Source organism: Actinomadura nitritigenes (assembly GCF_017573545.1).
Taxonomy (GTDB): domain Bacteria; phylum Actinomycetota; class Actinomycetes; order Streptosporangiales; family Streptosporangiaceae; genus Spirillospora; species Spirillospora nitritigenes.
Window position 1 is genome coordinate 44,222 of record NZ_JAGEOK010000003.1, and the last position, 19,372, is coordinate 63,593.

A 19,372-nucleotide genomic window follows, 5' to 3' on the forward strand; every position below is an offset into this window, starting at 1 on the left:
AACGATCACTCCGGTCAGCGCGCGAACTCGATCGCCCGGGACTCCCGCACCACGGTCACCCGGATCTGTCCGGGATAGGTGAGCTCGTCCTCCACCTGCTTGGCGATGTCGCGCGCGATGACCTGCGCCTGGATGTCGTCCACCGAGTCCGGCTTCACCATCACCCGGATCTCCCGGCCCGCCTGCATCGCGAAGACCTTCTCCACGCCCTGGTGCTTCTCCCGGGCGATCTGCTCCAGCCGCTCGAGCCGCTTGACGTAGGCCTCCAGCGACTCCCGGCGCGCCCCCGGGCGGCTGCCGCTCACCGCGTCCGCCGCCTGCGTCAGCACCGCCTCGACGGTGCGGACCTCGACCTCGTTGTGGTGCGCCTCGATCGCGTGCACCACGTCCTCGTCCTCGCCGTACCGGCGCGCTATCTCCGCCCCGATGAGCGCGTGGCTGCCCTCCACCTCGTGCGTGAGCGCCTTGCCGATGTCGTGCAGCAGCGTGCACCGCTTCGCGACGTCCGCAGGCAGCCGCAGCTCGCTCGCCATGATCCCGGCGATGTGCGCGGACTCGATGAGGTGCTTCAGCACGTTCTGCCCGTAGGACGTCCGGTACCGCAGCCGGCCGAGCAGCGCGATCAGCTCCGGGTGCATGTCGGCGATGCCGACCTCCACGAGCGCGTCCTCGCCGGCCCGCACGCACCGCTGCTCGACGTCGCTCCGGCTGCGCTCGTAGACCTCCTCGATCCGCTGCGGGTGGATCCGCCCGTCCAGCACGAGCTTCTCCAGGGTCAGCCGGCCGACCTCCCTGCGCACCGGGTCGAAGCAGCTCAGCAGCACCGCCTCCGGCGTGTCGTCGATGATGAGGTTCACCCCGGTGGTGGTCTCGAACGCGCGGATGTTGCGGCCCTCGCGCCCGATGATCCGGCCCTTCATCTCGTCGCTCGGCAGGTGCAGGACCGACACGACCGACTCGGCGGTCTGCTCGCTGGCCACCCGCTGGATCGCCAGCGTCACGATCTTGCGGGCGCGCTTGTCGCCCTCCGCCCGCGCCGCGTTCTCGATCTCCCGGGTGATCGGGATGGCCTCCCGCTTGGCCTGGTTCTCGATCGCCGCGACCAGCTCGCCCTTGGCCTGCTCGGCGGTCAGGCCGGCCGCGCGCTCCAGCACCTTGCGGCGCTCGTCCTCGGCACCGGCCAGTTCCTTCTTGCGCGCCTCCAGGGTCCGCTTGGTCTCGGCGAGCCGGTCCGCCCACTCCTGGAGCCGGCGCATCTCGCCGTCCAGGCGCTGCTCCCGCTCCGCGAGCCGAGTCTCCCTGCGCTCCAGGTCCTCCCTGGCGGTCCGCAGGTCGTCCCGGAGGGCCCGGGCCTCCTCCTCGGCGTCCGCGCGCGCCGACGCGGCGATCCGCTCCGCCTGCGCCTCGGCCCGTTCGCGCGCCTCCCGGGCCTCCTGCTTGGCCCGGCTCCGGATCTCGTCCGCCTCGCTCCGCGCGCGCGCCATCTCCGCCGCGGCCTTCCCGGGCACGCCGGGACGCCACAGGATGACGATGACGAGAGCGACCAGGGTCACCAGCAACGCTGCACCCAGCAGGACGCTCTCCATGAGGCAGATCCTTCCTCGCCGCGGGCCCGCCCCGGTTCGGGGCCCTGACTAGCGAGGATTTACTCGCGCCAGGCCGACGGCCGGGTACACGGCACCGCCGGGCCGCGCGGCGCGCCCCGGACGTTACGGCCGGTTCCGGTCGGCGAACGTGTCCTGTATGCCTCTCAGCTGCTGGAACGTGCTCGGTCGTATGGCAATCCGCGAGACGCGGAGTAACTCCTCACTGCCGTAACGGTAAGCGGCATGGAGGTAATGAGCAAGCAAACGCCGGGCATTCCGGACTAACCGAACGTCGGCGTGAGTCCTCCCTTACCGGTCCCCCTGACCGCCCGCACCCGGCGCCACCTGCCGGATCACCCGGCGCCGGAGTCGGGCAGGGAGCGGCGCGCGGTCAGCCCGGCCGTCATTTCCGGCGTGTCGCCCACCGACCGGAACAGATCGGGCAGAAGCAGTCGAGATCAGTCGAGCGGCGGCGGCTCGTCGGGGAAGGCGTCCGGGTCGGCGCCCTCGTCGGCGAGGGCCTCCTTGACGACCCGGTAGGACAGGCCCGGCGGGTAGCCCTTGCGGGCGAGCATGCCGACGAGGCGGCGCATGCGCTTGGCGGGGTCGACGCCGCGGGTGGCGGGGAGCCTGCGGTCGACCAGGGCCCGCGCGGTCGACTCCTCCTGGCCCGGGTCGAGGGCCTCGACCGCGTCGCTGACGGTCTCGTCCGCGACGCCGCGGCGGCGCAGCTCGGCGGCGAGCGCGCGCTTGGCCAGGCCCCGGCCGGCGTGCCGGGACTGCACCCAGGCGCGGGCGAACGCCTCGTCGTCGATGAGGCCGACGTCGGTGAACCGGCCGAGGACCTTCTCGGCCACGTCGTCGGGGACGTCCTTGCGCCGCAGGGCGTCCGCGAGCTGCGCGCGGGTGCGCGGCGAGGAGGCCAGCAGCCGCAGGCACACCTCCCGTGCCGTGGCCTCGGGGTCCGCGGGCGCCCGCCCGCCGGACTCCGCTCCGCCCTTCTCACGCGCGCCGCTCCGGCGCCGACCGCCCATGCTCCGTTCCTCCAAACCGCTCACCTCCCGCATCCACCGTCCCAGGACCGGCCCGGCCTCACCGCCCGAGACGGAAGCCACCGCCCGGCCGCGGCAGACACTGAATGCCAGGGCCCTCACGGCGCCTCGACCGTCGCGCTCACGACCGGAGTTCCGCCCACCGGGACCCGACGCCACAGCTGCGCCGACCACGCGGCGACCTCGACCGCTTCCCGATCACGACCGAGCGGGAATCGACCGCAGCAGACGCCGGAGATGCGCCGACTCACACGGCACCAGGACCATCGCGCCCACGACCGAGCAAGGATCGCCCGCCGCGACCGGCGTCAGGGTCCGTGCCCGCCCGCGCGACGACCTCGACCATCGCACTCACGAGCGAGAGCGCCCACCGCGACCGTCCTCGGGGTTCGGGTCGGGCCACGCGACGACCTCCACCGTCGCGCTCACGAGCGAGCGAGAACCGCCCACCGCAACCGACGACAGGGTCTGTGCCCGGCCACGCGACGACCTCCACCGTCGCGCTCACGAGCGAGCGAGAACCGCCCACCGCAACCGACGACAGGGTCTGTGCCCGGCCACGCGACGACCTCCACCGTCGCGATCGCGAGCGAAGCCGGATTCGAGCGAAGCGAGAATCCGATCGCACAGCGAGCCCCCAGGGCGAGTCGGAGCGATGCAGCGATCGCACGCAGTGCCCGCCGAAGGGAGGGCGTCCAACGCCCGACCGCCAAGGGCAATGCAAAGAGAATAGAGCGACGGCGCCATTGGGGAAGGTCCCGCACCGGCGCGCCGGTACGGGGTGGGGCGCCGTCGCCCTGCATACGAGATCATCGCTCACTCTTCGTCAAGAGTCACCCGGAACGGGGGATTCGCCGTCAGGAATCGCCCGCGGCCTTGCCCGCCTTGGCCTTCCTTCCGGCGGCGGCCCGGCCGGTGGCGGCGGCCGCGACGGGTGCGGCGGGCGCGGCGGGCGCGGCGGCGGGCGCCGGGGCGCCGTCCACCGGCACGGCGGCCGGCTCGGCCTGCTTGTCGACCTTCGGCCCGATGCCGAGCTTCTCCTTGATCTTCTTCTCGATCCCGTCGGCCATGTCCGGGTTGGCCTTGAGGAAGTTGCGGGCGTTCTCCTTGCCCTGGCCGAGCTGGTCGCCGTCGTAGGTGTACCAGGCGCCGGACTTGCGGACGAAGCCGTGCTCCACGCCGAGGTCGATCAGACCGCCCTCGCGGCTGATGCCCTGGCCGTAGAGCAAGTCGAAGTCGGCGACCCGGAACGGCGGGGCCATCTTGTTCTTGACGACCTTGACGCGGACCCGGTTGCCGACGGCCTCGGTGCCGTCCTTGAGGGTCTCGATGCGGCGCACGTCCAGCCGGACGGAGGCGTAGAACTTCAGCGCGCGGCCGCCGGTGGTGGTCTCCGGCGAGCCGAACATGACGCCGACCTTCTCGCGCAGCTGGTTGATGAAGATGGCGGTGGTCTTGGTCTGGTTGATCGCGCCGGTGAGCTTGCGCAGCGCCTGCGACATGAGGCGGGCCTGCAGGCCGACGTGGCTGTCGCCCATCTCGCCCTCGATCTCGGCGCGCGGGACGAGCGCGGCGACGGAGTCGATGACGACGATGTCGATCGCGCCGGAGCGGATCAGCATGTCGGTGATCTCCAGGGCCTGCTCGCCGGTGTCGGGCTGGGAGACCAGCAGGGCGTCGATGTCGACGCCGAGCTTGGCGGCGTACTCGGGGTCGAGGGCGTGCTCGGCGTCGACGAACGCGGCGATGCCGCCCTTCTTCTGCACGCTGGCCACCGCGTGCAGGGCGATGGAGGTCTTGCCGGAGCCCTCGGGGCCGTACACCTCGACGACCCGGCCGCGGGGCAGGCCGCCGATGCCGAGCGCGATGTCGAGGGAGATCGCGCCGGTCGGGATCACCTCGACGGGTGCCCGCGCCTCCTCGCCCATCCGCATGACCGAGCCCTTGCCGAACTGCCGCTCGATCTGGGCGAGTGCGGTCTCGAGAGCCTTCTCCCGGTCGTTCGCTGCCATGTGAGATGTCCTTCTCGTTGTGACTTGTCGGCTCTCGGCCGCTGGTCTGCGATGTCGAGGGCGACGTTACGGCGGGCCACCGACACTTTCGAGATGCGGGCGCGGTTGTGGACGACGACACCGGCCGGGGCCAGCTTACCGAACACTCGTTCGATCATCGCCCGGTGCACCGATTCGGGTGGGAATCACCGTGCGCGCCGTGGTCCGGACCCCGTACGCTGGCGCCGTCAACGGAGGGTTCCATCATGACGCTGACCGTCCTCTTCTGCGTCGATCCGATCCACCCCCGGCGCGTTGACCCCCACTATGCACGCGAGGCCGCGGCCGTGCGGGACCACTACGGCGAGACGGCGCTGCTGGACCACGACGCGCTGCGGCGCGGGGACGTGGAGGCCGCGATCCGCGCGGTCCCCGCGGACCTGGGCCCCGTCTGGTATCGCGGCTGGATGGTCACCGGCCCGGAGTACGCCGCGATGGCCGCCGCCCTGAAGCGGCGCGGGACGGTGCTGCTGACGCATCCCGACGACTACACGCGCGCGCACGAGCTGCCCGGCTGGCACGACACGTTCGCCGGGCTGACACCGCACAGCGTGTGGCGCCCTCTCTCCCCCGGGCAGGACCCGGGGGATCTGAACGCGCTCGCCGAGCTGGTCCGGCCGCTGCGCGGCGGCCCCGGCATCGTCAAGGACTACGTGAAGTCGCGCAAGCACGAGTGGGACGAGGCGTGCTTCGTCCCGGACGTGAAGAACCTCGCGCGGCTGCGCGACACGGCCGCCAAGATGATCGCCCTGCAGGAGGAGTACCTGGCCGGCGGCCTGGTGGTGCGCGAGTTCGAGTCGTACGACGGCGAGGGCGAGGCGCGCGTGTGGTGGGTGGACGGGGAGCCCGCCCTCGTGGGTCCCCATCCGGACACGCCGGGCGTGGAGCCCGATCCGGAACTGGACGCGGTCGCGCACGCGGTCCGGGCGCTGGGCTGCCGCTTCATCACGACCGACCTGGCGCGCCGCACCGACGGCGAGTGGCGGGTCGTGGAGGTCGGCGACGGCCAGGTCAGCGACCTGCCCGCGTCGGTGGACGCGATGGACCTGTACGCGCACCTGCCCGTCCCGGACTGACCCACGGCGCGTGTCCGGGGCGTGACGGAACCGGCATATGCCCTCTTCCGTCCCATGTTGGGCCGCCCCTAGGCTGTGGCCGCTGTTCAGCCCCCCTTGCGAAGGACGTGTTCCCCTTGCCTCCACAGGAGCCCGGTCGCCGGCTCAGTTCCCGCACCGTCAAGGTAGGAATGGTGAGCGCGCTGTCGCTGACCCTGGTCGCCTGCGGTTCCAGTTCCACCACCGCGCGGTGCGTCGACCGCAACGCGCCGTCCGGCAAGGGCGGCTACCGGGTGGTCTCCGACAGATACTGCGACGTCGACGACATCGACAACGGCGGCACCGGTTCCTACAACCGGTACTTCTGGTACTACGGCGGCAAGCGCGGCTCGAACGGTTTCGTCTCGGGCGGCAGCCAGTACCGGCCGAGCAACGGGAAGATCAGGTCCGGTAGCGGGAAGACGCTGAGCCGGGGCGGCTTCGGCGGCAGCGGCAAGAGCGGGAGCTGACCGTGCGCCGGATGCGTTCGACGCCGAGGGACGGATGGGCCGAGAAGGTCGAGGCGCACGGGCTGGCGTTCCACCGGACCGCGCACCCCGAGCATCTGACCCGCCCCTACTGGGACGAGTCCGTGCACTACGTCTTCGACATGGACGAGGTGCTGGCGCTGGAGGCCGTCGTCGAGGAACTGCACGGGATGTGCCTGCAGGTGGTGGAGCACGTCGTCAGCACGGGCCGCTACCACGTGCTCGGCATACCCGACTGGGTCGCGCCCCTCGTCGAGGAGTCGTGGCGGCGACGCGACCCGCACCTGTACGGGCGGTTCGACCTCCGCTATGACGGCCACGGTCCCGCCAAGCTGCTGGAGTACAACGCCGATACGCCGACCGCGCTCGTCGAGAGCTCGGTGGTGCAGTGGTATTGGATGCAGGACGTGTATCCGAACGACGACCAGTGGAACTCCATCCACGAGCGGATGGTCGCCCGGTGGAAGGACCTCGCGCCGAGGCTCGGCGGCGGGCCCGTGCACTTCGCGTGGACCACGGAGGACGAGACCGGCGAGGAGGTCATGACGATCGCCTACATGCAGGAGACCGCCGAGGAGGCGGGCCTGCCGGGCGTGGCGATCGCGATGGAGGACATCGGCTGGGATCGGGCGCGGCGCCGGTTCGTCGACATGGACGAGCAGGAGATCCGCACGCTCTGCAAGCTCTACCCGTGGGAATGGATCGTGGCGGAGCCGTTCGGGCGGGAGATCCCGGGCGCGCCGACGTCCTGGATAGAGCCGATCTGGAAGATGGTCCTGTCGAACAAGGCGCTGCTCGTGCTGCTGTGGGAGTTGTTCCCCGGGCATCCGAACCTGCTGCCGACGTACCTGAACACGCCTTCCGGCCTGACCTCCTACGTGCAGAAGCCGCTCCTGGGACGGGAGGGCGCGAGCATGCGGATCGTCGCGCCGGACGGCAGCGAGCAGCGCACCCAGGGCGACTACGGCGCGGAGGGGTTCGTCTTCCAGGAGTTCTGCGCGCTGCCGGACTTCGACGGCGAGCACCCGGTGCTCGGCGCGTGGGTGATCGAGGACGAGTCGGCGGGCGTGGGCATCCGCGAGACGTCGGGGCTCATCACCGATGACACCTCGTCGTTCGTCCCGCACCGCATCGCCCTGTAGCGGTCCGCAGGAGGCGGTGCGGCGTTACTGGAGCCTGGAGGGGACGTCGAAGGTGGCGACGACGGCCTGCCAGACCCGCTTGGCGGGCTCGCCGTCCGCGAGCGCCTGCTCGATGGTGCGCCCGCCCAGTTCGGCCATGACGTAGTCCTTGGCCACGCTCTGGGCGTAGGCCTCGCCGAACTGCTGGTTCATCCGATCCCAGAAGACTGTTAGACGCACGCGTCCACGCTATCCGACGGGCGGGCCGTCCAAGGACCGCGCGACCTCGCCGGGCACGGCGGGGCCGGTCCCCTGGCGGTGCAGGCGGTGCAGGCCCGTCAGGTAGCGCTCGACGCCTTCGACGACGCGGGCCGTCCGGTAGGAGGGGAAGACGTCGAAGGCGTGCTGCCCGCCCTTCATTTCGGCGTAGACGACGGGCGCCTCGGAGACGTCCCGCAGCCGCTCGACGAAGCGGCGCGCCTCCAGGACGGGGATGAGCGAGTCGTGGGTGCCGTGGATGACGAAGAAGGGCGGGGCGTCCTTGCGGATGTAGGTGACGGGCGACGCCTTGGCGTATGCCTCGCGGTTCTCCTCGAAGGGCAGTTTGACGACCATCTTCTCCACCAGCCGGGTGGAGCCCATGGGGACCGGCCATGGGCCGGCGTCCACGAAGTTGTAAACGCCGTAGAAGGGGACGGCGCCCTGGACGGAGGTGTCGACGTCCTCGAAGCCGGGCTGGAAGTCGGGCACGTTCGCGGTGAGCGCGACCATCGCGGTGAGGTGGCCGCCCGCCGAGCCGCCCGTCACGCACAGGAAATCGGGGTCGGCGCCGTACTCCTCGGCGTGCTCCTTGCACCAGGCCAGGAAGCGCTTGAGGTCGATCAGGTGCTCCGGCCAGGTGGCGCGCGGGCTGAGGCGGTAGTTGACGTTGAAGCCGACCCACCCCTGGACGGCCATGTGGTTGAGCAGGGGCAGCCCTTGTTCGCGCTTGTCGCCGATGACCCACGCGCCGCCGTGGATCTGCATGAGCCCCGGCCGCAGCCCGTCCGCCTGGCCGTCTCCGGCAGGGCTGTAGACGTCCAGCTTCAGGCGCAGCCGCCCGTCCTGGTGGTAGACGACGTTGCGCTCCACCTTCACGCCCCTGCGCGGGATCAGGCACAGCGGCGGGACGAACAGGGGCGCCAGCGGAAAGCGCGGTGCGCCGTCCGGGTCGAGGTCGAGGGGGGCGCCGCTCTCGCGGAGCGTGACGACGGTACGGCGGGACGCCAGGATGATGGCGACGGTCCCCGCGACGGCGGCGACGCCGAGGACGAGGCCTGCCCACCCGGCCCAGCCGGCCAGTCCGCCGTACGCGGCGGTGAGGGAGAGCGCGACGGCCTCGGTGACGAGCAGGTGCGGGGCCATCTCGATGGTGAGCCAGCCGGAGAAGAAGCTCGGCACCAGCAGGAGTGCGCCGTGCCGGGGGGCGTGCGCGTTGGCCGCGAGAAGGGCGAACAGGATCCCGAGGGCGAGCAGCAGGTAGGGCATCGCGTCTCCTTGGCGGCATGCGTCCTTCCGGTAGACCATGCCCATACAAGCGCTTGCTTACAACGTGACGCGCGCCACGCGGGCGCATTCTGTCGGACCCGCGAGGCAGTATGGCGCCATGGGCGGTGACGTGCTCGAACGCTTCTCCCCGGCGACCCGTGCCTGGTTCGCCGGGGCCTTCGCCGCACCCACCCCCGCGCAGGCCGGCGCGTGGGAGTCGATCGCCGGCGGCGACAACACCCTGGTCGTGGCGCCGACGGGGTCCGGCAAGACCCTCGCCGCGTTCCTGTGGTCGCTGGACCGCCTCACCGCCCCGCCGCCCGCGGGCGGCGCGGACGAGGCCGGTGAGGCCGCACCGGAGGGCCGATCCGCCCCGGGCGCCGACCCGCTGCGCCGCTGCCGCGTGCTGTACGTCTCGCCGCTGAAGGCCCTGGCCGTCGACGTGGAGCGCAACCTGCGGGCGCCGCTCACCGGCATCCGGCACGCCGCCCGCCGGCTCGGCCTGCCCGAACCGGACGTCCGGGTTGGGATGCGGTCGGGCGACACCCCGGCCGACGAGCGCCGCCGGCTCGCCGTGAAGCCGCCGGACATCCTGATCACCACGCCGGAGTCGCTGTTCCTGATCCTCACCTCGCGCGCCCGCGAGTCGCTGCGCGGCGTCGAGACGGTGATCGTCGACGAGGTGCACGCCGTCGCGGGCACCAAGCGCGGCGCGCACCTGGCGCTGTCCCTGGAGCGTCTGGACGCCCTGCTGGAGCGGCCCGCTCAGCGGATCGGCCTGTCGGCGACCGTGCGCCCGCCGGAGGAGGTCGCGGCGTTCCTCGGCGGGACGCGGGCCGCGTCGGTCGTGCAGCCGGGGTCGGACAAGGTGTTCGACCTCGACATCGTCGTCCCGGTCGAGGACATGGGCGAGGTGGGGCAGTTCGTCGCGGAGTCCGGCACCGCCGACCCGCGGCAGCGCAGCATCTGGCCCCACGTGGAGGACCGGCTCCTCGACCTGATCCAGGCGCACCGCTCGACGCTGGTGTTCGCCAACTCGCGCCGCCTGGCCGAACGCCTCTGCGGGCGCCTCAACGAGCTCGCCTATGAGCGGGCGACCGGCGAGCCGCTGCCGGAGGACCACTCCCCCGCCGAGTTGATGGCCGAGGCGGGCTCGGCCCGGGGCGCGCCGCAGGAGATCGCGCGCGCCCACCACGGGTCCGTCTCCAAGGAGGAGCGGGCCGGGATCGAGAACGCGCTCAAGGAGGGCCGCCTCCCCGCGGTCGTCGCCACCTCCAGCCTGGAGCTGGGCATCGACATGGGCGCGGTCGACCTGGTCGTCCAGGTGGAGTCGCCGCCGTCGGTGGCCAGCGGCCTGCAGCGGGTCGGCCGCGCCGGGCACCAGGTCGGGGCGGTGTCCAAGGGCGTCATCTTCCCCAAGTACCGCGGCGACCTCGTGCAGACGGCCGTGGTGGCCGAGCGGATGCGCGGCGGCGAGATCGAGGAGCTGCACTACCCGCGCAACCCCCTCGACGTGCTCGCGCAGCAGATCGTCGCGATGGTCTCCATGGACGAGTGGACCGTCGACGACCTCGAGACCCTCGTCAAGCGCGCCGCCCCGTACGCGACGCTGCCGAGGTCGGCGCTGGAGGCGACCCTCGACATGCTCGCCGGGCGCTACCCCAGCGACGAGTTCGGCGAGCTGCGCCCGCGCCTGGTCTGGGACCGCGTCACCGGCGTCCTGCACGACCGCCCCGGTGCGCAGCGCCTCGCCGTGACCAGCGGCGGGACCATTCCCGACCGCGGACTGTTCGGCGTGTTCCTCGTCGGCGAGAAGTCGTCCCGCGTCGGCGAGCTCGACGAGGAAATGGTCTACGAGTCGCGGGTGGGCGACGTGTTCGTCCTCGGCGCCAGCTCCTGGCGGATCGAGGACATCACCCCCGACCGCGTTCTGGTCTCGCCCGCTCCCGGCCAGCCCGGCAAGCTGCCGTTCTGGCACGGCGACGCGCTGGGCCGCCCCGCCGAGCTGGGCCGCGCGCTGGGCGCGTTCACCCGCGAGCTGGCGGAGCTGCCCGCCGAGGCGGCCCGCGAGCGCGTCGCCTCCGCCGGCCTCGACGACTGGGCGGCCGGGAACCTCGTGTCCTACCTGGGCGAGCAGCGGGAGGCCACCGGGCACGTCCCCGACGACCGGACGATGGTCGTCGAGCGGTTCCGCGACGAGCTCGGCGACTGGCGCATGGTCGTCCACTCCCCGCTGGGCGCGCGCGTGCACGCCCCGTGGGCGCTGGCCATCGCGGGCAGGCTGCGCGAACGGTACGGCGTCGACGCGCAGGCCATGCACGCCGACGACGGCATCGTCATCCGCATCCCCGACATGGACGAGGCCCCGAGCCTCGACCTCGCGGTGTTCGACGCCGACGACATCGAGCGCATCGTGGTGGACGAGCTGGGCGGCTCGGCGCTGTTCGCGGCGCGGTTCCGCGAGTGCGCGGCGCGTTCCCTGCTGCTGCCGCGCCGCCGCCCCGACAAGCGGATGCCGCTGTGGCAGCAGCGCCAGCGCGCCGCGCAGCTGCTGGCGGTCGCGAGCAAGTACCCGTCGTTCCCGATCGTCCTGGAGACGATGCGCGAGTGCCTGCAGGACGTGTTCGACGTCCCCGGCCTCGTCCAGCTGATGCGCGACATGTCCGGCCGCAAGGTCCGCCTGGTCGAGGTGGAGACGCCGGAGCCGTCGCCCTACGCGCGCTCGCTGCTGTTCCACTACGTCGGCGCGTTCATGTACGAGGGCGACTCGCCGCTGGCGGAGCGCCGCGCCCAGGCCCTGGCGCTCGACTCGGCGCTGCTCGCGGAGCTGCTCGGCCAGGCCGACCTGCGCGAGCTGCTCGACCCGGACGCGGTCGCCGACATCGAGCGCGAGCTGCAGCGCCTCGTCGCGGACCGCCGCGCCCGCGACCTCGAAGGCGTCGCGGACCTGCTGCGCGCCCTCGGCCCGATGACGACCGCCGAGGTGGCCCTCAGGACGACCCTGACCCCCGGCGACGAGAGCACCGAGCCTGGAACGGCGGGTGATACCGGACCGGCGCGGGAGGTGCTGGTGGCGGCGTCGCGGTGGCTGGAGGACCTCGAGGCCACGCGCCGGGCGATCCGCGTCCGCGTCGCCGGGGAGGAGCGGTGGGCCGCGATCGAGGACGCGGCGCGGCTCCGCGACGCGCTCGGCGCGCCGCTGCCCGTCGGCGTCCCCGAGGCGTTCCTCGAGCCGGTGGACGACCCGCTCGGCGACCTGGTGTCCCGCTACGCGCGCACGCACGGCCCGTTCCGGACCGGGGACGTCGCCGCCAGGTTCGGGCTCGGCGCCGCCGTGGTCGCCGAGACGCTCCGGCGGCTGGCGGGCGCGGGACGGGTCGCCGAGGGCGAGTTCCTGCCCGTCGAGGCCGTCGCGGGCCCGCTGACCAGCGAGTGGTGCGACGCCGGGGTGCTGCGGACGCTGCGGCGCCGGTCGCTGGCCCGGCTGCGCGCCGAGGTCGAGCCGTCCCCGCCGGAGTCGCTCGGCCGGTTCCTGCCGGCCTGGCACGGGATCGCGGGCGGGTCGCGGCTGCGCGGCATCGACGCGCTCGTCCAGGCGATCGAGCAGCTGCAGGGCGCGGCGGTGCCGGCGTCGGCGCTGGAGTCGCTGGTCCTGCCGTCGCGGGTGGCGGGCTACTCCCCCGCCATGCTGGACGAGCTGACGTCCGCGGGCGAGGTCGTCTGGGCGGGGCAGGGCGGGCTGCCCGGCGGCGACGGCTGGGTCTCGCTGTACCTGGCCGACACCGCGCCGCTGCTCATGCCGGAGCCCGCCGAGATCACCCTCACGCCCGCGCACCAGGCCGTCCTGGACGCCCTCGGCGGCGGCGGCGCGCTGTTCTTCCGCACCCTCTCGGACCGGGTGAACGCGCAGGTCACCACCTCCGACGCCGACCTCGCCACCGCCGTGTGGGACCTGGTGTGGGCGGGTCACCTGACCAACGACACCCTCGCCCCGCTGCGGGCGGCGCTCGGCTCGGGGCGTCCCACGCACCGGTCGCGGACGACCCGGCGCGGCCGTCCCGTCCTGCCGTCGAGGACGGGCCCGCCCACGGTCGCGGGCCGCTGGTGGCCGCTGCCGGCGCGCGAGACCGCCGCGACGCTGCGCTCGCACGCGCTGGCGGAGGCGCTGCTGGAGCGGTACGGCATCGTCATCCGCGGCGCGGTGGCGGCCGAGCGCACGCCCGGCGGGTTCTCCGCGGTCTATCCGGTGCTGCGCGCGTTCGAGGAGAGCGGCCGGTGCCGGCGCGGGTACTTCGTCGAGGGCCTCGGCGCCGCGCAGTTCGCGCTGCCCGGGGCGGTCGACCGGCTCCGCGCGCTGCGCCCGCAGGGCACCGCGCCGGACGACCTCTCGGCGCTGTGGGAGGCGCCGCGCAGACCGGACGTCCGCGCGCTGGTGCTCGCCGCCGCCGACCCCGCGAACCCGTACGGCGCCGCGCTGCCGTGGCCGGAGCGCGACGACGAGGTCGCGAGCGGCCACAAGCCGGGCCGCAAGGCGGGCGCGCTGGTCGTGCTGGTCGAGGGGCGCCTCGCCCTCTACGTGGAGCGCGGCGGCAAGACGCTGCTGACCTGGGACGACGACGCGGAGGTGCTGCGGCCGGCGGTCGACGCGCTCGCGCTCGCGGTCCGCGAGGGGGCGCTCGGCAAGCTGACCGTCGAGCGCGCCGACGGCGCGGCGATCAACGACTCGCCGCTCGCCGCCGCTCTGGAGTCGGCGGGCTTCCACCCCACGCCTCGGGGTCTGCGGCTGCGCGCCTGACCCGCGACCGCCGGAGCGCCCGCGGGCCGCGGCCGTTCCGCCGGGAACCGGCGGCCGGTGCGCGCAGCACGACGGCCACGGCGGCGGCGCACGCCAGGACGCCCGCGAGCGAGAGCGGGGTGAGCGTGCTTCCGAACAGCGCCCACGCGCCGAGCATGGTGGCGGGCGGGGTGAGGTAGAGCAGGGCGGAGGCGCGGCCGACGCCGCTGCGCCGGACGTTCACCCAGTACAGGCCGTAGCCGCCCAACATCGCCGGCCCCACGAGGACGGCGACGGCGGTCCAGAAGGCGGGGTCCGCAGGCGGGGCCAGGCCGCCCGTGGCGCCGGCGAGGGCGGTGAAGAGCAGGGCGCTGATCCCGGCCTGGACGGTGAGGGCGTCGAGGAGTCCGATGGACGGCCGGGTGCGGCGTTCGAGGAGGGTGGCGCCGACGAGGCAGAGCGTCGCGGCGAGCGGGAGCGCGTAGGCCCAGGGCGGCGCTCCTCCGCGCAGGTCGCCGCCGACGACGAGCGCGACGCCGCCGACTCCGGCGGCGAACCCGGCCAGCTGCCGCCGGGTGATCCGCTCACCGAGCACGGGCACGGCGAGGACGGCGGCGATCAGCGGTTGCAGTGCGGTGATGAGGTTGTCGACGCCGGCGCTGACGCCGTGCTCGGCGGCAGCGAAGACACCGTAGAGGTAGCCGCCCTGGCCGAGGGCGCCGATGAGCACGTGCAGGGCGAGGTCGCGGGGCGGGATGCGGGGGCGCCGCCAGGCGGCCCAGGCCAGCAGCAGCCCTCCCGCGACGATGAACCGCCAGGCCAGCAGGGTGCTCGCCGGGGCGGCGCCGGCGCCGAGCTGCGCGCCGATGAAGCCGGAGCTCCAGGTCACGACGAACGCGGTGCCGATGGCGGCGCCGAGCAGGGCGTCGCGGTGCGGGGCGGCCGTGATCCCTCGGGAGGTATACATACCGGTATAGTTACCCGGTATCCATACCGGTATGTAAACTGGCGCATCGAAGGAGAGGCCAGGAGCGAAGGAGCCGCCGATGCCGGCCACCGCAGGGGAACGCCCGCTCACCCCCGCCGCGCGGCGGGTGCTCCAGGTCGCGGGCGAGCTGTTCTACGAGCGCGGCATCGGCTCGGTCGGCATGGAGCTCGTCGCGGCCGAGGCCGGGGTCACCAAGAAGACCGTCTACGACCGGTTCGGCTCCAAGGAGGCGCTCGTCCTGGCCTACCTGCGCGCCCGCGACGAGCGCTGGCGGGACTTCCTGACCCGGTGGATCGACGCGGTCCCCGGTCCCCGCGACCGCGTCCTCGCGACCTTCGACGCCCTCGGGGAATGGCTGTCCACCGAATGCGGGCGCGGCTGCTCGATGGTGAACGCCTGCGCCGAGCTCCCCGACCCCCGCCACCCCGTCCACGCGGTGGCCGCGGAGCAGAAGGCGTGGGTCAGGGACCTGTACGCCGGCCTGGTCGCCGACGGCACGCTGGCCGACCAGCTCCTCATCCTGCACGAGGGCGCGGTCGTCGCGTTCAGCGTCGGCGGCGTCCGCGACGCCACCGCCAAGGCCCGCGCCGCGGCCGACGCGCTCCTGCCCGGGAGGGTCAGCGGCGGCGGCCCTTGAACATGGAGATCAGCCCGCGGAGGGCCCGCTCGTCGAGGGAGCCGAACGGGTTGTCGTGGACGAGGTAGGTCCACGTCGCGGACGGCCGCTTGAGGCCCGCCGCGTCGAGGTCGACGCCGGCCTCGGTCGCGGTGAGCTCCTCGAACGCGGCCACCGACCGCCGGCGGGCGTCACCGAGGAGCCGCTTGCCGGCCGGGACGGCCTCCCGGTTGAACTCGACCAGGGGGTCCAGGCCGCGGCCGAGCGAGCGCAGGTGGATGCCCTCGCGCAGCTCGGCGAGGAAGGCCAGGTGCTCGGCCCAGCAGCGGTCCAGCTGGTACAGGACGACCTGCCGGGCGGCCTCCGCCACCGCCTCGGCACCGGCGGTCTCCACCAGTTCGGCGTGCTTGGCGGGCGCGTCGGCGGCCATCGCCGCGTCGGCGGCGTCACCGGTGAGGACGGCCTCGCGTTCGGTGAGCACCTCGCGGCGCTGCAGCCCGATCAGCTGGTTGTAGCGCCACGTGTTGCGGTGCAGTTCGAGGTCGACGCCCTCGGCGACCCGCTGCGCGTGGCCGACGATCCAGTGCGCGCCCTTGTCCTCGACGCGGCCCTCGTCGCCGATCGGGCCCCGGTAGGTCTCGTCGGGCGCGTAGCGGGTGACGAGGTCGTCCTGGAGGCTCGTGAAGAACACCGACCCGCCGGGGTCGCCCTGGCGGCCGGCGCGGCCGCGGAGCTGGTCGTCCAGCCGGCTGCTGTGGTAGCGGCCGGTGCCGATCACCAGCAGGCCGCCCGCGGCGGCGACCTGGTCGCGCCGCTCTCCCTCCTGTTCGGCGGGCGCGGTGCCGGGGACCGGCGCGCCGGGGCCGCCGCCGAGCCGGATGTCGGTGCCGCGGCCCGCCATCTGGGTGGAGACGGTGACCGCGCCGGGCGCGCCCGCCTCGGCGATGATCGCGGCCTCCTCGGCGTCGTTCTTGGCGTTGAGCACGACGGGCTCGACGCCCGCGCGGACGAGCCGGCGGGCGAGCCGCTCGGACTCGGCGACGTCGCCGGTGCCGACCAGGACGGGCCGCCCGGCGGCGTGCGCCGCGACGATCTCCTCGACGACCGCGACCTCCTTGTCGGCGGTGGTGGCGTAGAGCCGGTCCGGCCCGTCGTCGCGCACGCAGGGCCGGTTCGGCGGGACGACGGCGATCTGCAGGGAGTAGAACTCGGTGAGCTGGCCCGCGACGGCCATCGCGGTGCCGGTCATCCCGCAGCGCACCGGGTAGCGGCCGATCAGCTCCTGCACGGTGATCGAGTCGAGGATCTCCCCGGACGGCGACGCCTCCAACTCCTCCTTCGCCTCGACGGCCGCCTGCAGGCCGTCCGGCCAGCGCTGCAGCAGCGCGACCCGGCCCCGCGACTCGCTGATCAGCTTCACCGCGCCGTCCCGGACGATGTAGTCGACGTCGCGGTGCAGCAGCACCTCGGCGTGAAGTGCGACGTTCACGGCGGTCAGCGTCGCGAGGTTCTCGGGGGCGTACAGGTCGAGGCCGAGGACGCGCTCGACCTCGCGGGAGCCGGCGGCGGTCAGCTGGACGTTGCGGGCCTCCTCGTCGGTGGCGTAGTGCAGTCCGGGCCGCAGCCGCCGGACGAGGTCGGCGTACCGAGGGTCGGCGGGGTCGAGGTCGGCGGCGCCGGCCAGCACCAGCGGCACCATCGCCTCGTCCACCAGCACCGAGTCGGCCTCGTCGACCAGCGCGACGGACGCGGCCCGCTGGACGGCGTCGGCGGGGTCGGTGACGAGCCGGTCGCGCAGGAGGTCGAAGCCGATCTCGCTGACGGGGGCGTACACGACGTCGGCCCCGTAGGCCGCGCGCCGCTCGTCCGGCGTGGACGCCTGCCCGATCGAGGCGACGGACACCCCGAGCAGGGCGTACAGCGGCCCCATCCACTCGGCGTCGCGGCGGGCGAGGTAGTCGTTCACCGACATCACGTGGACGCGCTCGCCGCGCAGCGCGTACCCGGCGGCGGCGAGGGCGCCGGCCAGGGTCTTGCCCTCGCCGGTGGCCATCTCGGCGACGTGCCCCGACAGCAGCGCCAGCGTGCCGGTGAGCTGGACGTCGAAGGGCCGCTCGCCGATCGCGCGGCGGGCGGCCTCGCGGCCGATCGCGCAGAACTCCGGCAGGTCGGCGACGAGGTCCGGGGCGGCCGCCGCGGCGGTGAGCTCCGCGTCGGTCAGCGCGCGGACCCGCTCCTCGCGCCGTCCGGCCTCCTCGGCGACGGCGCGGAAGGGCGCGAGGTCGACGCTTCCCGGCTTCTGGACGAGCCGCCGGAATCGGTCAAGCAATGCCATAACGCCCCCTCGATGGCTCGGTCACGGTCCCCCCAACGGCCGGGTCGGACCCCTCGTTCCACATGATCACCGCGGAAGGTCTCCGGAAGATCTCCGGGAGGTCTCCGCACGAGGTCTGACCTCGAATTCATCCCCAAGATGGATCCCCCCGAGCCGCCGGTTCGAGACCATGGACGCATTACGGGGTTGCGGTGGCCACGGGGAGAGCGCCACCGCGGAACGGGGTTTCACCATGACACCTACGGCACGGTGGGCCGCCGCGCAGCGGCGCAAGCGCCAGATCATCAGCCAGACGGTCATCGACCGCGCGCTCAACGACCCGCGCCGCCACGAGCAGGTCGAGGTCGCGGCCGTCGGGGCGCAGGAGAAGTAACCGGGCGACGAGCGCCCGCGCGGGCCGCCCCTGCGCGGGCGAACGCCCCCGCCGGTGGCGGGGGCGCTTCGGTATGCCCGCACGGCCCGCGCCCGCCTCGCGCGAAGCCCGGCCGGCTCAGCCCTCGCCCGCCGAGAAGACCTCGTCGCGGGCCTGCTCCAGAGCGGCGTGCAGGGCGCCGCGCAGCACCGGGTTGCCCTCCACCTCGGTCACCGCGACGGTGGGCCGGGTCGGGCTGATCCGCCCGACGGCCCGTTCGATGCGGGTGGCGAGCGGCGCCCCGCCGGCCCGGCCGAGGCTGCCCGACAGCACCACCAGGCCCGGGTCCAGCACGATGTTGACCGAGGTCACGCCATAGGAGAACCGGTTGGCGAGCTCGTCCAGGAACGCGCCGCCGCGGGACTCGTCGGCGGCGGCCGCGCGGACGCACTCCACCGCCGTCGGCTCGGTGATGCCGTGCTCGTGGGCGAGGGCGCGGACCCCGTCCGCGCCGACGAGCGCCCCGTAGCCGCCGGCGAGGGTCGGGATCCCCCACGACGTCGACTCCGTGACGCCGCCCTCCTCCTCGGGGACGCGCCGGGCCGTGCTCAGCGGGAGCGGCGCCCCGGGGACGGGCAGGTACCCGATCTCGCCCGCGCCCCCGGAGCGGCCGCGGTGCAGCCGGCCGCCGAGCATCACCGACAGGCCCATGCCGCGGTCGAACCACATCAGCGCGAAGTCGTCGGCGTCGCGGGCGGCGCCGTAGGCGCGCTCGGCGACGGCGGCGAGGTTGACGTCGTTCTCGATCGTCACGGGCCGGCGCAGGTCGGTGCGGAGGGCGGCGAGCACGCCCTCGTGCCAGGCGGGAAGGTCGAAGGAGAACTGGACGTCGCCGGAGCGCGGGTCGACGACGCCGGGGGTGCCGATGACGAAGGCGCTCAGCCGGTTCACCGCGACCTTGGCGGAGCGGCACGCCTTGACAACCGCGTTGTGGACCATCTTGACCGGCTCGTCAGCACCGTTCGGATCGACGGTAACCTGGGCGACCATGCGTCCGGTGATGTCGGCGACGCCCGCGGTGACACCGTCCGGCCCCACCTCCAGACCCGCGACGTAGGCGCTCGACGGCACCACGGCGTACAGGGCGGCGTTCGGCCCGCGCCCCCCGGCCTGTTCCCCGACGACCGCCACCAGCCCGCGCTCCTCGAGCCGGGACAGCAGTTGGGAGGCGGTGACCTTGGAGAGCCCGGTGTGCTCACCGATCTGCGCGCGCGTCAGCGGTCCGTGCTCGACGAGCAGGTCCAGCGCCGCGCGGTCGTTCAGCTCACGCAGCAGCCGCGGCGTTCCCGGGCGTCTGGCCATGCTGGTACCCCTCGATGTCTCAATCC

At 73.7% G+C, this 19,372-nt stretch carries 14 protein-coding genes; 6 read left to right on the forward strand and 8 right to left on the reverse strand.

The genetic code is table 11. The features are described from left to right. Positions 1 to 14 precede the first annotated feature (14 nt). The 3 genes from rny to recA form a co-directional block, all read right to left on the reverse strand. Positions 15 to 1,586 (reverse strand): ribonuclease Y, encoded by a 1,572-nt coding sequence (gene rny, locus J4557_RS04650; protein WP_208265100.1) that lies wholly within the window; start codon positions 1,584 to 1,586, stop codon positions 15 to 17. Positions 1,587 to 2,044: 458 nt separating this feature from the next. Then, positions 2,045 to 2,620 (reverse strand): regulatory protein RecX, encoded by a 576-nt coding sequence (locus J4557_RS04655; RefSeq protein WP_208265101.1) that lies wholly within the window; start codon positions 2,618 to 2,620, stop codon positions 2,045 to 2,047. Between the two features lie 875 nt (positions 2,621 to 3,495). After that, positions 3,496 to 4,650, reverse strand: a complete 1,155-nt coding sequence (gene recA / locus J4557_RS04660) for a recombinase RecA (RefSeq protein ID WP_208265102.1) — start codon at positions 4,648 to 4,650, stop codon at positions 3,496 to 3,498. 245 nt (positions 4,651 to 4,895) lie between these two features. On the opposite strand from recA, the gene J4557_RS04665 reads away from it, so the two are divergent. From J4557_RS04665 to J4557_RS04675, 3 genes are all read left to right on the forward strand, one after another. Further along, positions 4,896 to 5,765: an ATP-grasp domain-containing protein gene (locus J4557_RS04665; protein ID WP_208265103.1), complete on the forward strand. Its 870-nt coding sequence runs from the start codon at positions 4,896 to 4,898 to the stop codon at positions 5,763 to 5,765. 170 nt (positions 5,766 to 5,935) lie between these two features. Next, positions 5,936 to 6,253, forward strand: coding sequence for a hypothetical protein (locus tag J4557_RS04670; protein ID WP_208265104.1), 318 nt, complete (start codon positions 5,936 to 5,938; stop codon positions 6,251 to 6,253). A 2-nt stretch (positions 6,254 to 6,255) separates the two neighbouring features. Continuing rightward, complete coding sequence (locus J4557_RS04675; RefSeq protein ID WP_208265105.1) at positions 6,256 to 7,413, forward strand: glutathionylspermidine synthase family protein; 1,158 nt, start codon at positions 6,256 to 6,258, stop codon at positions 7,411 to 7,413. Between the two features lie 24 nt (positions 7,414 to 7,437). Here J4557_RS04675 and J4557_RS04680 read toward each other — a convergent pair whose 3' ends face one another. Further along, the gene (locus J4557_RS04680) at positions 7,438 to 7,632 is read right to left on the reverse strand and encodes a DUF3046 domain-containing protein (protein ID WP_208265106.1); all 195 of its coding nucleotides are present in this window, start codon (positions 7,630 to 7,632) and stop codon (positions 7,438 to 7,440) included. 9 nt (positions 7,633 to 7,641) lie between these two features. Then, positions 7,642 to 8,919: an alpha/beta hydrolase fold domain-containing protein gene (locus tag J4557_RS04685; RefSeq protein WP_208265107.1), complete on the reverse strand. Its 1,278-nt coding sequence runs from the start codon at positions 8,917 to 8,919 to the stop codon at positions 7,642 to 7,644. Between the two features lie 118 nt (positions 8,920 to 9,037). Between J4557_RS04685 and J4557_RS04690 the strand changes: the two genes are divergently transcribed. Next, on the forward strand, positions 9,038 to 13,714 hold the full coding sequence (locus J4557_RS04690; protein ID WP_208265108.1) for an ATP-dependent helicase: 4,677 nt from the start codon (positions 9,038 to 9,040) through the stop codon (positions 13,712 to 13,714). Here J4557_RS04690 and J4557_RS04695 read toward each other — a convergent pair. Further along, a complete protein-coding gene (locus J4557_RS04695) occupies positions 13,635 to 14,660 on the reverse strand; it encodes a DMT family transporter (protein WP_208265109.1) in 1,026 nt (341 codons plus the stop codon). The genes J4557_RS04690 and J4557_RS04695 overlap by 80 nt on opposite strands. 79 nt (positions 14,661 to 14,739) lie before the next feature. Between J4557_RS04695 and J4557_RS04700 the strand changes: the two genes are divergently transcribed. Continuing rightward, positions 14,740 to 15,318, forward strand: a complete 579-nt coding sequence (locus J4557_RS04700) for a TetR/AcrR family transcriptional regulator (RefSeq protein ID WP_208265110.1) — start codon at positions 14,740 to 14,742, stop codon at positions 15,316 to 15,318. Here the strand turns inward: J4557_RS04700 and secA2 are convergent. Next, positions 15,299 to 17,632 carry an accessory Sec system translocase SecA2 gene (gene secA2, locus J4557_RS04705; protein ID WP_208265111.1) on the reverse strand — a complete coding sequence of 778 codons (2,334 nt, stop codon included), beginning with the start codon at positions 17,630 to 17,632 and terminating at the stop codon, positions 15,299 to 15,301. The genes J4557_RS04700 and secA2 overlap by 20 nt on opposite strands. Positions 17,633 to 17,864: 232 nt before the next feature. Here secA2 and J4557_RS04710 point away from each other — a divergent pair, with 232 nt between their 5' ends. After that, positions 17,865 to 18,005: a hypothetical protein gene (locus tag J4557_RS04710; RefSeq protein ID WP_208265112.1), complete on the forward strand. Its 141-nt coding sequence runs from the start codon at positions 17,865 to 17,867 to the stop codon at positions 18,003 to 18,005. Positions 18,006 to 18,122: 117 nt separating this feature from the next. On the opposite strand, the gene J4557_RS04715 is transcribed toward J4557_RS04710, so the two are convergent. Continuing rightward, complete coding sequence (locus J4557_RS04715; RefSeq protein WP_208265113.1) at positions 18,123 to 19,346, reverse strand: ROK family transcriptional regulator; 1,224 nt, start codon at positions 19,344 to 19,346, stop codon at positions 18,123 to 18,125. Positions 19,347 to 19,372 lie beyond the last annotated feature (26 nt).